Genomic DNA, 12,833 nt, shown 5'->3' with positions numbered 1-12,833 from the left:
CGAGTTTTCTCGCTTGGGTGTCACCCGCCGTTCTGTGCGCGTTACTGCTTTAAGCTGATGCCCATGACTGCATATGACCTCATCGTTGTTGGATCTGGATTCTTTGGCCTCACCGTGGCCGAGCGCGCAGCCTCCCAGCTGGGCAAGAAGGTGCTCATCGTCGAGCGCCGCGAGCACCTGGGCGGTAACGCCTACTCGGAGGCCGAGCCGGAGACCGGCATCGAGGTTCACAAGTACGGCGCGCACCTCTTCCACACCTCGAATAAGCGCGTGTGGGAGTACTGCAACCAGTTCACCGATTTCACCGATTACCAGCACCGCGTCTTCGCCATGCACGATGGCACGGCCTACCAGTTCCCCATGGGCTTGGGCCTGATTAACCAGTTCTTCGGCCGCTACTACTCGCCGGATGAGGCGCGCCAGCTCATCAAGGAGCAGGCTGGTGAGTTTGCCGTGGATGAGGCGAAGAACCTGGAGGAGAAGGCCATCGCGCTCATTGGCCGCCCGCTCTACGAGGCCTTCATTCGCGATTACACCGCAAAGCAGTGGCAGACCGATCCGAAGGAGCTGCCGGCCGGCAACATCACGCGCCTGCCGGTGCGCTATACCTTCAATAACCGCTACTTCAACGACACCTACGAGGGCCTACCCGTTGACGGCTACGCGGCCTGGCTAGAGAAGATGGCGGAGCACGAGCTTATCGACGTCCGTCTCAACACCGACTGGTTCGACGTGCACGAGGAGGTGCGAGAGGCGTCGCCAAGCGCGCCGGTGGTCTACACCGGCCCACTGGATCGCTACTTCGACTTCGCCGAGGGCGAGCTGGGCTGGCGCACGCTGGACTTCGACCTGGAGGTGCTCGAAACCGGTGACTTCCAGGGCACCCCGGTGATGAACTACAACGATGCGGACGTGGACTACACCCGCATCCACGAGTTCCGCCACTTCCACCCGGAGCGCGCCGATAAGTACCCCAAGGACAAGACGGTGATCATGAAGGAGTACTCGCGCTTTGCCGAGAAGGGCGATGAGCCGTACTACCCGATTAACACCCCGGAGGACCGCTCCAAGCTGGAGGCTTACCGCAAGCTCGCTGCCGCTGAGGCCCGCGAGAACCAGGTCCTCTTCGGCGGCCGCCTGGGCACCTACCAGTACCTGGATATGCACATGGCCATCGCGTCCGCGCTGAGTATGTTCGATAACAAGCTGGCCCCGTTCTGGAATGAGGGCAAGGCCCTGGAGCAGGAGCGCGGCCACTAGGTTAGGACGCGTGCGGGTTGGTTCCCGCAGCGTAGCGTGGCGCGCTATGCTGAAACACCTCGATGGAAGGAGGTGACGGCATGGCCCAGCGCAAGAAGAAGCGTGCGGACCGCAGCATGTGGAAGATGTCCCCGGAGCGGCTCGAGGAACACCTCAAGCTGCGCAGTCGCGCAACGCGCATTCCCGATAAGAAGAAGGAGCAATCCAAGAAGGCCTGCCGGAACACCCGGCGGGCCTTTGGCCGTTTATGGGGAGGTTTCGCCAGCGTATGGAACTAGACCAAAGAAAATAAAACTTGTGGCCTGTCCAACAATCGCTTAAGGTTAACAGTAGGTTAACAATAGGCGAACAGAAAGTGAGTTTAGAGATGACTTCCCCTAACGCCCGCCGTTTCGATACGTTGCGCCAGGATTTACACGCAGATTATGGCCACGAGTACACCGCGCAGGAGATTGACTCCTTCCTCGATGCCACCATTGAGCGTCACGAAGCTGGTGCGACCTTAGATGAATTTGTTCCCGTGATGGTGGAGCGTGAGGTGCGCGAGCACTTCGGCACCCACCGCATCCACGTGCGTTTCTCCGCAGGCGCCGACCACGCCCTGGCGCAGGCTGCCGTGGCGCTGACGAAGAAGTACGCCGGCGATGCCCTACTTGTCGACGCCGCCGTGGCCCACCCCGAAAACGACCCGGACTCTCACATGGCCCACGTGCTGCAGGAGCGCGGCATGGCGGAACACCCGGACCGCTACGTCGAGGACCTGCGCTTGGTGACGATCCCGGATTACATCGTGTATCTGGGCCGCGAGGTCCCGCGCGATGAGGCCGGCAAGGACGTCAAGATTTGGGACATCGCCACGGCGGAAACCGTCGAGGAGACCCGCGAGCTGGCCGATGACCTCGGTGCCCGCGTGCTCTACATGCTCAACCGCCTGGGCATCGAGCCCATCTCGGAGGATGCGCCGGTGACGGCCTAAATCCCCGAGAGCTGTGATCTGACACTAGTTGATCTGACACTAGTTGGGTCGAGCATTCCAGTGCCATAAGCATTTCCCCAGACCTAGAACCCGAAACATGCAGGTCGGCGTCGTCAAGCACTGTGGCCTAGTTGAGCAGTGAACTGGAGGTTTCGGGTTCCAAGTCTGGGGATCTGGCGCACCAGGACGTAAAGGGTTCCACCAGCCTCTGGTGTGAAACCTTTCGCCAAGGCGCACCGTTCTTGCGCAAAGCTCGGCTGACGTGGACGTTGCAGTAGATTAGGGCGCGCGGATGCGGACGAGGAGTCACGTAAGAACAGCCGCGTGGGAACTCAGTGCAGCAGTGCTTAACCACTAATCTGGGGTTCTGAATACTGTCGAAATCTGTGTGGAGAACCGAAGATATCGTGACTGCCAACAATTCTGCTGCGTACGAACCCGTACAGCGCATCCTGCTGCCCAAGCGTGGCGAGCCGGTCGACGTCCGCATGCTCTACCTCATCGAGTCCGAGCAGAACCGCGAGCGCCTCAGCTGGAGCGGCCGCACCTCCGTGACAATCCCGGCCGGCGAGGAAGCATCCTTCGAGACTTACTTCAACGCCTTCCCGGCCGCCTACTGGCGCCGTTGGTCCCAGCTGAAGTCCATCGTGCTGGCGATGGACGTCGAGGGCGAGGCCAACATTTCCCTCTACCGTTCCAAGCAGGACGGCCAGCGCATCGCCGTGGCCAACCACGTGGTAACCACCGGCCACCACGAGTTTGAGCTGCCCCTGAAGAACTTCGAGGACGGCGGCCTGCTGTGGTTCGATGCCTCTGCTGTTGAAGACACCGTGCTTAGCGACGCCGCCTGGTGCGCCCCGCACGCCCCGAACCCGCAGCTCCTGCCGGACGGCAGCGAGTACCCGGCGCAGGAGAAGCGCGTCGCCGTAGGCATTCCGACCTTCAACCGCCCCACCGACGCCGTCGCGGCGCTGCAGGCGCTGGCGGAGGATCCGGTGGTGGACGGCATCATCGACTACGTCCTCATGCCGGACCAGGGCAACCAGCACCCAGCGGACGAGCCGGGCTACGACGAGGCCGTGGCCCACTTTGGTGAGCGCTTCCGCGAATTCCGCCAGGGCAACCTGGGCGGCTCGGGTGGCTACTCCCGCATCATGTTCGAGGCGCTGGAGAATACAGACTCGCCCTACATCCTCTACATGGATGATGACATTGCCATCGAGCCGGATTCCATTCTTCGTGCGGTCCAAGCAGCGCGTTATGCCGCCAAGCCCTTCATCGTGGGCGGGCAGATGCTCAACCTGCAGGAGCGCTCCCAGCTGCGCACCACCGGCGAGCGCGTGAACCGCGCTGACTTCATGTGGGGCGCGGCCGAGCACGCCGTCTACGACCACGACTTTGCCAAGTACCCGCTGCGCGCCATCGGTGATACGCAGTCCCGCCTCGACCCGAAGAAGTATGACTCCCGCGCGCTGCACCGCCGCGTCGACGTGGAATACAACGGCTGGTGGATGTGCCTCTTCCCGCGCGTCGTCGCGGAAAGCATCGGGCAGCCGCTACCGCTGTTTATCAAGTGGGACGACACCGAATACTCCCTGCGTGCTGCCGCCCACGGTTTCCCCACGGTGACCTGGCCGGGCGCGGCCATCTGGCACATGGCGTGGGCGGATAAGGACGATGCCATCGACTGGCAGGCCTACTTCCACCTGCGCAACCGCCTCATCGTGGCGGCCCTCTACCACGAGGGTGATGCGCGCGGGATTACCAAGTCGATCTTTAAGTCCACCCTCAAGCACACCATGTGCATGGAGTACTCCACCATGGCCATCCAGTTGGAGGCTATGAAGGACTTCCTGGCCGGCCCGGATCAGCTCTTCGACATCTTGGAGTCCTCGCTGCCGCGCATCGCCGCAATCCGCAAGGAGTTCCCGGACGCCGTCATCATCGATTCGGCGGATCAGCTGCCCGCGCCCACCGGCGCGCCGGGCGTGCCCACCCGCAATGTCGGTGGCCGCCTGGGCAAGATCAAGAAAATTCCGTGGCTTATCAAGTCCGCCAAGCACCTGGTCACCAAGGAAGACCCGGCACACCACGAAGCACCGCAGCTCAATCTCACCCCGGAGGAGGCCCGCTGGTTCACGCTCTCCCGCGTGGATTCCGCCACCGTCTCCACCGCGGGCGGCACTGGCGTGGCCTTCCGCAAGCGCGACCGCGAGCTGGCCCTCGAGCTGGTGAAGTCCACCCGCGAGCTGCTCAAGGAAATTGAGGATAACTTCGACGACCTGCGCGCCGAGTACCGCGCGGCTCTGCCGGAGCTGACCTCCCGCGAGTCCTGGCGAAAGGTCTTCGATGCCCAATAAGCTTTCTGTCGCCGAATCCCGTGTCCTCGAGAAGATCCAGGATGCGGCCTTCGATGCGCCCGGCGTTCTGCCCACCGCGCGGGGTTTAAGCCACTTCGGCGAGCACGCCCTGGGCTGGCTGGCGCTCTCCGGCTTAGGTGCCGCCGTGAATTACCAGAATCCGGCGCGCCGCCGCCAATGGGTAGCTGTCGGTGCGGGTGCTTTCACGGCGCACGCGGCCAGCGTTGTGATCAAGCGCATTGTGCGGCGCAAGCGCCCGGACTATGACTACGTCAAAGTCGGCGTGAAAACCCCTTCTAAGCTGTCCTTTCCTTCTTCGCACGCGACGTCGACAAGCGCGTTCCTCGTGGGCGCCGCTTACGTTCTGGGAACCCCGGCACCGCTCGTTGGTGTGCCGGTCATGATGGCCTCGCGTATGGTGCTCGGGGTACATTACCCATCCGATACGGCGATCGGCGCCCTGCTGGGAGCCGCCACCGCGGAAGCATGCCATCGCTATGAAAGGAAGACCGCATGAGCGAACGTCCTAACCGCGTCGACGACGGTGAGCAGAGAGTCTTCCACTCTGAGCCGCACACCTCCGGTATCGATACCGGCCGCAAGCGCAAGCCGCCGAAGAACCTCGCCGACGGCATGGTGAAGGCCCTGCGCCCCAAGCAGTGGGTCAAGAACGTCCTCGTTCTCGCCGCCCCTGCGGCCGCGGGCGCGGATTCGCTGTTCCACACGCGCGTGCTTCTCGACGTCCTCCTCGCCTTCATCGTCTTCTGCATGGGCGCGTCCTCCATCTACCTCATCAATGATGCCCGCGACGTGGAGGCTGACCGCGCGCACCCGACGAAGCGCTTCCGCCCCATCGCGGCGGGCGTGCTTCCAGTGAACTTGGCTTATGCCATGGCGGCGGTGCTCATCATCGGTTCGATTGGTCTGTCTTTCTTGGCCACGGCTGGTCTGCAGCTCGCCATCGTCATGGCCATCTACATCGGCCTGCAGCTGGGCTATTGCTTCGGATGGAAGCACATGCCGGTGATCGATATCGCCCTGGTGTCCTCCGGATTCATGCTGCGCACCATGGCTGGCGGTGTGGCCGCGGGCATCGTGCTCTCCCAATGGTTCCTGCTGGTGGCCGCGTTTGGCTCCCTGTTCATGGCCTCGGGCAAGCGCTACTCGGAGATCCTTCTGGCGGAGCGCACGGGCGCCAAGATCCGTAAATCCCTGGAGGGCTATACGCCTACCTACCTGCGCTTCGTGTGGACCCTGGCCGCCACCGCCGTGGTCATGTCCTACTCCCTGTGGGGTTTCCAGCTCTCCAACGAGTCTGATGGCCCGGCCAGCGTGTGGTACCAGGTGTCCATGGTGCCGTTTACCATCGCCATCCTGCGCTATGCCGCCGACGTGGACCGTGGCAACGGCGGTGCCCCGGATGAGATTGCCCTGGAGGACCGCGTCCTGCAGATCCTGGCCCTGCTGTGGCTGGCCTGTATTGCCATGGCGGTGTACATCATGCCGGTCATGATGGGCTAGACTCTCTCCTCATGCGAAAATCCGAATCACGTACCGCGGCGGCGCTCAGCGCGCTGGCCTCGGTCATCGTGATCGGAGTTTTCTCGTTTTGGGGCGGCTTCGCGCGCCGCTGGATTTCCGACGACGGCCTCATCGTCCTGCGCACCGTGCGCAACCTGGAGGAGGGCAACGGCCCCGTTTTCAACGCGGGCGAGCGCGTGGAGGCCAATACCTCGACGCTGTGGCAGTACCTCATCCTGCTTGCCCGTTGGGTCACCAACGCCCCGCTGGAGTCCATCGCCGTCAACCTGGGATTGCTTCTGGCGGTCGCGGCCATGATGTTGGGGGCGTGGGCCACAGCCCGGGCCTTCTTCCGCTCGGGCCAACTCGCCACTCCGCTTCTGGCGCCCGCGGGCGCGCTGGTCTACCTCGCGCTGCCGCCTGCCCGTGATTTCTTTACCTCCGGACTCGAGTGGGGCCTGTCCATCTTTTACCTCGCCGCCCTGTGGGCGTTGCTCCAGCACTGGGCGCAATCTCGCGATAACGCCAGCGCCTACTGGCTGGCACTGTGGGCGGGGTTGTCCTGGCTCGTACGTCCGGAATTCGCGCTCTACGGCGGGCTGGCTGGCCTGCTCCTCTTGGCGGCACACCGCAACTGGAAAGTCTGGCTCGGTATCCTCGGCGCGGCCCTGCCCATCCCGGCGGGTTACCAATTCTTCCGCATGGGATATTACGGCCTGTTGACGCCGCACACGGCGGTGGCCAAGTCGGCGTCGTCAAGCGCGTGGGGCAGCGGCCTGGACTATGCCGGTGACTTCGTTGGGCCGTATGCCCTGTACCTGCCCGTTCTCGTGTTGGCGGGTGCTGCGCTGTGGACCTTCCGTGCCCATCTGCGCCCGGCGGCCCTGCGAAGCTCCACGACCGTCACTTACCTGCTGGTCGGTGCAGCGGTGGTGCATGTGGTGTACGTGCTGCGCGTCGGCGGTGACTTCATGCACGGCCGCATGCTGCTGCTGCCGCTGTTTGCCGCCCTCCTCCCAGTCTTCGTGCTGCCGCTGAGAGGCCTGGTGTCTGTGCTCGCGGCGGCCTTCTGCGCGGTGTGGGCCGTGGTGGTCGTGCTGCGCGGGCACCCGACGGACTGGGAGGCCTACGAGCAGCCGCTGTCCATCGTGGATGAGCGCGACTTCTGGACCTACGCTACGAACCGCGAGGCGGGTTACCCGCCGCGTTCGGCACGGGACTACATGACGATGAAGTTCATGCGCGGATACGGGGAAGCCACCGAAAAGTTGGCGCACGGCGATGCGCTGGGTGTCATCTACGTAGAGGACAAGGAGAAGGACCAGCTCAATTGGCTCACCGTCCCGCGCGAGCCGGGCGCGGAGGAGCCGCCGACGGTCTACCTGGTCAACCTGGGAATGACCTCAATGAACGCGCCGCTCAACGTGCGGGTGCTCGACACCATTGGTCTGGCCACGCCGCTGGCCGCACGGATGCCCCGCGAGGAAGGCGGACGCGTGGGCCACGACAAGCACCTCGAACTGGAGTGGCAGGCGGCGCTGACCGGCGCGGACATTGAGTACCTCCCGCCGTGGTATGACAAGGACAAGACTCGGCAGGCGCGGGCGGCGCTGGCGACGCCAGAGGTGCAGGAGCTTGTTGCTTCCTACAGCGAGCCCCTGACGTGGGAGCGCTTCCGCGCGAACCTGGCCTTCTCTTTGACCACGGGGCGCACCCTCATGTTTTCTGCCGATCCGGCCGATTACCCTGCCCACTAGCTTGGGGCGGGCTGGCAAATACCCCCACGGGGAGGCAAAAATTGCCAGGGTGCGTTACGCTACAAAAGATTCTCGTTATTAATCCGTAACTATCGCTGGCGTGTTGGCGATGTAGTAATGGCAGTAAAAATGTTAAGGAGAAACATGAGTTCACTAAGCTCTGGCCTGCGGACTCGGGTCCTCTCAGTGGTGGCCGCTATCGCCGTGGCCTTGGGCCTGGTCGTGACCGCCGGCACCCAGGAAGCATCCGCGGCTCACCGTGACTGGCTGCGCGCGGACGCCACCGGCACCTGCGAGTGGGATCGCGTTGGCTTCTGGGTGCAGCGCTGCGATGTGTGGTCCCAGGCGATGGGCCGAAACATCCCGGTGCAGATCCAGCCTGCCAAGAACGGCGGCAACGCGGGCCTCTACCTGCTCGATGGTCTGCGCGCGACCGATTCCACCAACGCGTGGATCCATGACGTCAACGCCGCGCGCACCTACGTGGATCACAACATCACCCTGGTGATGCCGGTGGGCGGCGCTGGCTCCTTCTATGCAGACTGGAACGGTCCGGCTACGTACGATCTGGTCAAGCCGGTCAACTACCAGTGGGAGACCTTCCTGACGCAGGAGTTGCCGGCTTACCTTGAGGGCAACTTCGGCGTGGCCCGCAACAATAACTCCATTGCTGGTCTGTCCATGGGCGCTACCGCAGCGATTACCCTCGCTGGCAAGCACCCCGAGCAGTTCCGTCAGGCGCTGTCCTACTCCGGCTACCTCACCACGACGTTGCCGGGAGCCCAGACCTTTATGCGCCTGGCGCTTCTCGACGCCGGCGGCTTCAACATCAACGCCATGTACGGCTCCGTCATCAACCCGAAGCGCTTCAGCAATGATCCCTTCAACCTGATCCCGGATCTGGCTGCAAACGGAACGGATGTTTACGTGTCTGCTGCCTCGGGTGTCCCGGGGCCGCTGGATCAGCAACGCTACCTGCCGCAGCACATCGCGTCCGGCATGGCGTTGGAAGCTTTCGCCAACGGCACCACCCGCCTGTGGGAGCTCAAGGCTCGGGCGATGGGTGTTCGCCTGCAGACGGATTACCCGGCCCAGGGCCTGCACAACTGGGAGCAGTTCGGTTACCAGCTGGAACGCTCCAAGCCGCAGGTGCTCAACGTTATGAACGCCTGGTAACTAGCTAGCCGCCGTGCCCTTGGGTGTGGCGGCTTTTTCATCCCACCGCTGGGCGTGTCCCCCTACCGAAAGTCTCAAGTTAAACTTAAACTTGAGAACACACTAGACCGCTCACCACGCGTGCGGCGGCGAGTTCCGCAGGAGGGGAACCTGCGGAGCTCGCTCGCGGTACCGCGTGCCCTTATCTCGATATACCCCTTAAAAGGACTCTTCAATGCCGAACACTGCGTCATCTCAGCCTCGCCGGTCCGCTAAGGATTCCGGCCTGCGTTCCCCGTCCGCAGCCCGCAAGGGCCTGACCATCGCTGCGCTGCCCACCGCCGTGGCAGTGGGCTTTGCGTTGCTGCCTATCGCAAACGCGCAGTCCTCAAGCTCCTCGAGCGAGGGCATTACCGACCTGCTGGGAAGCTCTAACTTCTCCGATTCCTTCGCGCCGTCCAACCCGCCGCAGCGTACTCCGGTGGAGACGGAGTACCCGAAGATTGAGGGCCTGCCGGAGGGCGTGTCCGTCTCCCGCGTGGAATATCTGACCAACCGCCACCTCAAGGTCTACATCAAGTCCGCTGCGATGCCGGACAAGGAGCAGGTCGTGCAGATTCAGCTCGCGCGCGATTGGTACTCCAGCCCGGACAAGACCTTCCCGGAGGTCTGGGCACTCGACGGCCTGCGCGCGCGTGACGATGAGTCCGGTTGGACCATCGAGACCAACATCCTGTCCCAGTACGCCGACCGCAACGTCAACCTCATCATGCCGGTGGGCGGCGAGTCCTCTTTCTACTCCGACTGGCAGAAGGAAGACAACGGCACCCACTACATGTGGGAGACCTTCCTGATGAAGGAGCTCATCCCGATCCTGGAGAAGGGCTACCGCTCCAACGGCAAGCGCGCCGTGACCGGTATCTCCATGGGTGGTACCGCCGCCATGAACCTGGCCGAGCGCAACCCCTGGGCCTTCAAGTATGTTGGCTCTTTCTCGGGTTACCTCGACACCACCACCACCGGTATGCCGGAGGCCATTACCGCCGCGCAGGCTGATGCCGGCGGATTCACCTCCACCAACATGTGGGGCGAGCTCTACTCCCAGGACTGGATCGACCACGATCCGAAGCTGGGCATTGAAAACCTCAAGGACATGAAGGTCTATGTCTCCGCCGGCAACGGCAAGGACGACTACGGCCAACTCGGCTCCGTGGCGAAGGGCCAGGCCAACATGGCCGGCGTGGGCCTGGAAGCAATCTCGCGTATGTCCACCCAGACCTTCGTTGACTACGCCAAGCGCGCCGGCGTTGAGCCGGTCGTGAAGTTCCGCCCGACCGGCGTCCACAGCTGGGAATACTGGCAGTTCGAGATGACCGAGGCATGGCCCTACATCGCCGACTCTCTCGGCTTGGACAAGAGCGACCGTGGCGCGGATTGCACCCCGGTTGGCGCCATCGCTGAGGCCACCAAGTCCGGCATCATCGGTTCCTGCGTGAACAACGAGTATGACGTCGCCGAGCGCGGCAAGGCCCAGGACTTCCAGGCCGGTACCGCCTACTGGTCCCCGGAGACTGGTGCGCACGCCGTTATCGGCCGCATCGGCGCACGCTACTCCGAGCTCGGTGGCCCGACCTCCTGGTTGGGCTTCCCGAAGACCGGTGAGGAGAAGACCCCCGACGGTCGCGGACGCTACGTCCACTTCGAGCATGGCTCCATCTACTGGACCCCGGAGACCGGCGCCTGGCCTATCTCGAAGGACTTCTTCGACGCCTGGGGCAAGAACGGCTTCGAGGGCGGCGACCTCAAGTACCCGGTAGCCGAGCCGCGCAAGGTCGGCGACGGCGAGGTCCAGGAGTTCGAGGACGGCGTGCTGACCCGCAACCCGGATGGCTCCACCCACATCGTGCACGGTGCTATCGGCGCGAAGTACAAGGAGCTGAAGGCTGCTGACTCCGAGCTGGGCTTCCCGGTGGGTGAGGAGAAGGCCGTCAATGGCGGCTTCTTCCAGGAGTTCGAGCACGGCAACATCTACTGGTCCATGGACTCCGGCGCGCACTACATCCTCAAGGGCGAGATCTTTGATGAGTGGGGCAAGCACGGCTACGAGCAGGGCGAGTTCGGCTGGCCCACCGAGGATTATGCGACGATCCCGGCCGGCGGGCTGACGCAGACCTTCCAGCACGGTGTTATCCGCAAGGTCATGGGCCAGGTTCAGGCGGATAAGAAGTAGGGACGGCTATGCGATTTTTCTCCGCCCGTCCCGCTGCGACAGCCGGCGCGGCCGTGTTGCTGGCCGCCGGTGCGCTGTTGACCGGCTGCGGTTCCGCCACCGTCGAGGAAGGTGAGGCCACCGAAACATCGGTGGCGCCGCTGGAGCGCTCCTCGGGGGCGAGCGGTGAATCGTCGTCAAGCAAGGCGTCGTCCAGCTCAGCGTCGGCGTCGCCCTCCGAGCAGAGTGAGCGAGCGCAAGGCGACGAGCCGGAGGACCGCGGCGCGCGCGAGATCTCCGAAATTCCCGCGCCCGCGCCTGAACAGGGCCCGGACCAGGACTTCCTGGCCACAGTGGCTGAGAAGGGCGTGAACATTGACGGTGTGGAGGACCAGCTGGTGGGTGCCGCGCAAGCCTCCTGCCAGGGCGATACCGTCACCGTGCCCGCGGTGGCCGGGCAGCTCATCGAGCAGGGCCGCAGCGAGCTCAGCCACGAAGAACTCGTCCAGCTCATCACCGAGCAGGGCCGCGCGCTCTGCGCTCAGTAATGTGGCAGGGATTCCCCAGGGAATCCCGCACCTTTCCAAGGTAGAAATTTCTTCATGCGTAAAACCATGCGTAACACACTGACCGTCCTTGCCGTGGTCGTCCTCCTCGCCCTGATTGGCGGGGGAGCGGTTCACTTCCTCAACACCCGTGAGGAAGGGGAACAAGGAAACCTTGCGGAGCCTGCCCCTTCCCAGGAGGAGGACAACACGGCCCCCGAGCAGCCGGACTGGTGCCCGCGCGTGGAATTCATCTCCGCGCCGGGAACGTGGGAATCCGCCGCGGACGATGATCCGATCAACCCGGGCGCGAACCCGAACTCCTTCATGCTCTCGATCACGAATCCCCTGAAGGAGGCCTACGTCCCCGAGGACGTTAAGGTGTGGACGCTGCCGTACACCGCGCAGTTTAAGAACATCAACGCGCAGCACGAGATGAGCTACGACGATTCCCGCAACGAAGGCACCTCGCGCCTCGAGGGCGAGCTGACCTACATGCACGAGACCTGCCCGGACACGAAGTTCATCCTGAGCGGATTTTCGCAGGGAGCGGTCATCGCGGGTGATGTGGCGGACCGCATCGGCGGCGGCAATGGACCCATCCCCGCGGAGAGCGTGGCGGGTGTGGCCCTCATTGCGGACGGCCGGCGCCAGGACGGCGTGGGCATTAACCCGGGTGCGCACGTCGGCGGCGTGGGCGCGGAGATTGCCCTGCAGCCGGTGTCGACCTTGATTCAGGGCATCGTCCCGGGCGCCACCATGCGCGGTGCGCGCGCCAATGGCTTTGGGGAGTTGGCGGACCGCACTTTCCAAATCTGTGCGCCGAATGACTCTATTTGTGATGCGCCCCTGGACGTGAGCAACGGGCTCGAACGAGCGCGTGACCTCATCGACGCCAACGGCGTTCATGCACTGTATGCCTACAATCCGGACGTTATCGAAGGGGTCACCACCAACCAGTGGGTCACGCAGTGGGCTAAGGACACCATCGACGCGCAGTAGCGCTTGACGACGTCCCGCCCGCGCGCCATGTAACGTTCGGCACACTCC

Annotated in this window: 11 protein-coding genes; all 11 read left to right on the top strand. The window is 63.7% G+C overall.

Features of this window, described 5'->3' with window-relative positions; genetic code table 11:
• Positions 1 to 63: 63 nt before the first annotated feature.
• The 11 genes from glf to HMPREF3056_RS05495 all read left to right on the top strand — a co-directional run bounded on the left by glf (position 64) and on the right by HMPREF3056_RS05495 (position 12,785).
• Complete coding sequence (gene glf / locus HMPREF3056_RS05545; RefSeq protein ID WP_070754319.1) at positions 64 to 1,260, top strand: UDP-galactopyranose mutase; 1,197 nt, start codon at positions 64 to 66, stop codon at positions 1,258 to 1,260.
• An 80-nt stretch (positions 1,261 to 1,340) separates the two neighbouring features.
• Positions 1,341 to 1,538: a hypothetical protein gene (locus tag HMPREF3056_RS05540; protein ID WP_070754318.1), complete on the top strand. Its 198-nt coding sequence runs from the start codon at positions 1,341 to 1,343 to the stop codon at positions 1,536 to 1,538.
• Positions 1,539 to 1,627: 89 nt separating this feature from the next.
• A complete protein-coding gene (locus HMPREF3056_RS05535; protein ID WP_070754317.1) occupies positions 1,628 to 2,236 on the top strand; it encodes a three-helix bundle dimerization domain-containing protein in 609 nt (202 codons plus the stop codon).
• 407 nt (positions 2,237 to 2,643) lie between these two features.
• Positions 2,644 to 4,596 (top strand): glycosyltransferase, encoded by a 1,953-nt coding sequence (locus HMPREF3056_RS05530; RefSeq protein ID WP_070545136.1) that lies wholly within the window; start codon positions 2,644 to 2,646, stop codon positions 4,594 to 4,596.
• Positions 4,586 to 5,113, top strand: coding sequence for a phosphatase PAP2 family protein (locus tag HMPREF3056_RS05525; protein WP_070702726.1), 528 nt, complete (start codon positions 4,586 to 4,588; stop codon positions 5,111 to 5,113). Before HMPREF3056_RS05530 ends, HMPREF3056_RS05525 begins: the two co-directional genes overlap by 11 nt.
• The gene (locus HMPREF3056_RS05520) at positions 5,110 to 6,117 is read left to right on the top strand and encodes a decaprenyl-phosphate phosphoribosyltransferase (RefSeq protein ID WP_070754316.1); all 1,008 of its coding nucleotides are present in this window, start codon (positions 5,110 to 5,112) and stop codon (positions 6,115 to 6,117) included. Before HMPREF3056_RS05525 ends, HMPREF3056_RS05520 begins: the two co-directional genes overlap by 4 nt.
• An 11-nt stretch (positions 6,118 to 6,128) precedes the next feature.
• On the top strand, positions 6,129 to 7,874 hold the full coding sequence (locus HMPREF3056_RS05515) for an arabinofuranosyltransferase AftB family protein (RefSeq protein WP_070682249.1): 1,746 nt from the start codon (positions 6,129 to 6,131) through the stop codon (positions 7,872 to 7,874).
• A gap of 144 nt (positions 7,875 to 8,018) precedes the next feature.
• A complete protein-coding gene (locus HMPREF3056_RS05510) occupies positions 8,019 to 9,050 on the top strand; it encodes an alpha/beta hydrolase (RefSeq protein WP_175973789.1) in 1,032 nt (343 codons plus the stop codon).
• Between the two features lie 295 nt (positions 9,051 to 9,345).
• On the top strand, positions 9,346 to 11,259 hold the full coding sequence (locus HMPREF3056_RS05505; RefSeq protein WP_371441526.1) for an alpha/beta hydrolase-fold protein: 1,914 nt from the start codon (positions 9,346 to 9,348) through the stop codon (positions 11,257 to 11,259).
• Between the two features lie 8 nt (positions 11,260 to 11,267).
• The gene (locus HMPREF3056_RS05500) at positions 11,268 to 11,786 is read left to right on the top strand and encodes a hypothetical protein (protein WP_070754314.1); all 519 of its coding nucleotides are present in this window, start codon (positions 11,268 to 11,270) and stop codon (positions 11,784 to 11,786) included.
• A gap of 66 nt (positions 11,787 to 11,852) precedes the next feature.
• Positions 11,853 to 12,785: a cutinase family protein gene (locus HMPREF3056_RS05495; protein ID WP_049156975.1), complete on the top strand. Its 933-nt coding sequence runs from the start codon at positions 11,853 to 11,855 to the stop codon at positions 12,783 to 12,785.
• Positions 12,786 to 12,833 lie beyond the last annotated feature (48 nt).

It is taken from the genome of Corynebacterium sp. HMSC056F09 (assembly GCF_001815785.1).
Classification (GTDB): Bacteria; Actinomycetota; Actinomycetes; order Mycobacteriales; family Mycobacteriaceae; genus Corynebacterium; species Corynebacterium hiratae.
The sequence above is the reverse complement of the archived record's forward strand: the minus strand, read 5'-3'. Positions and strand labels throughout refer to the sequence as shown.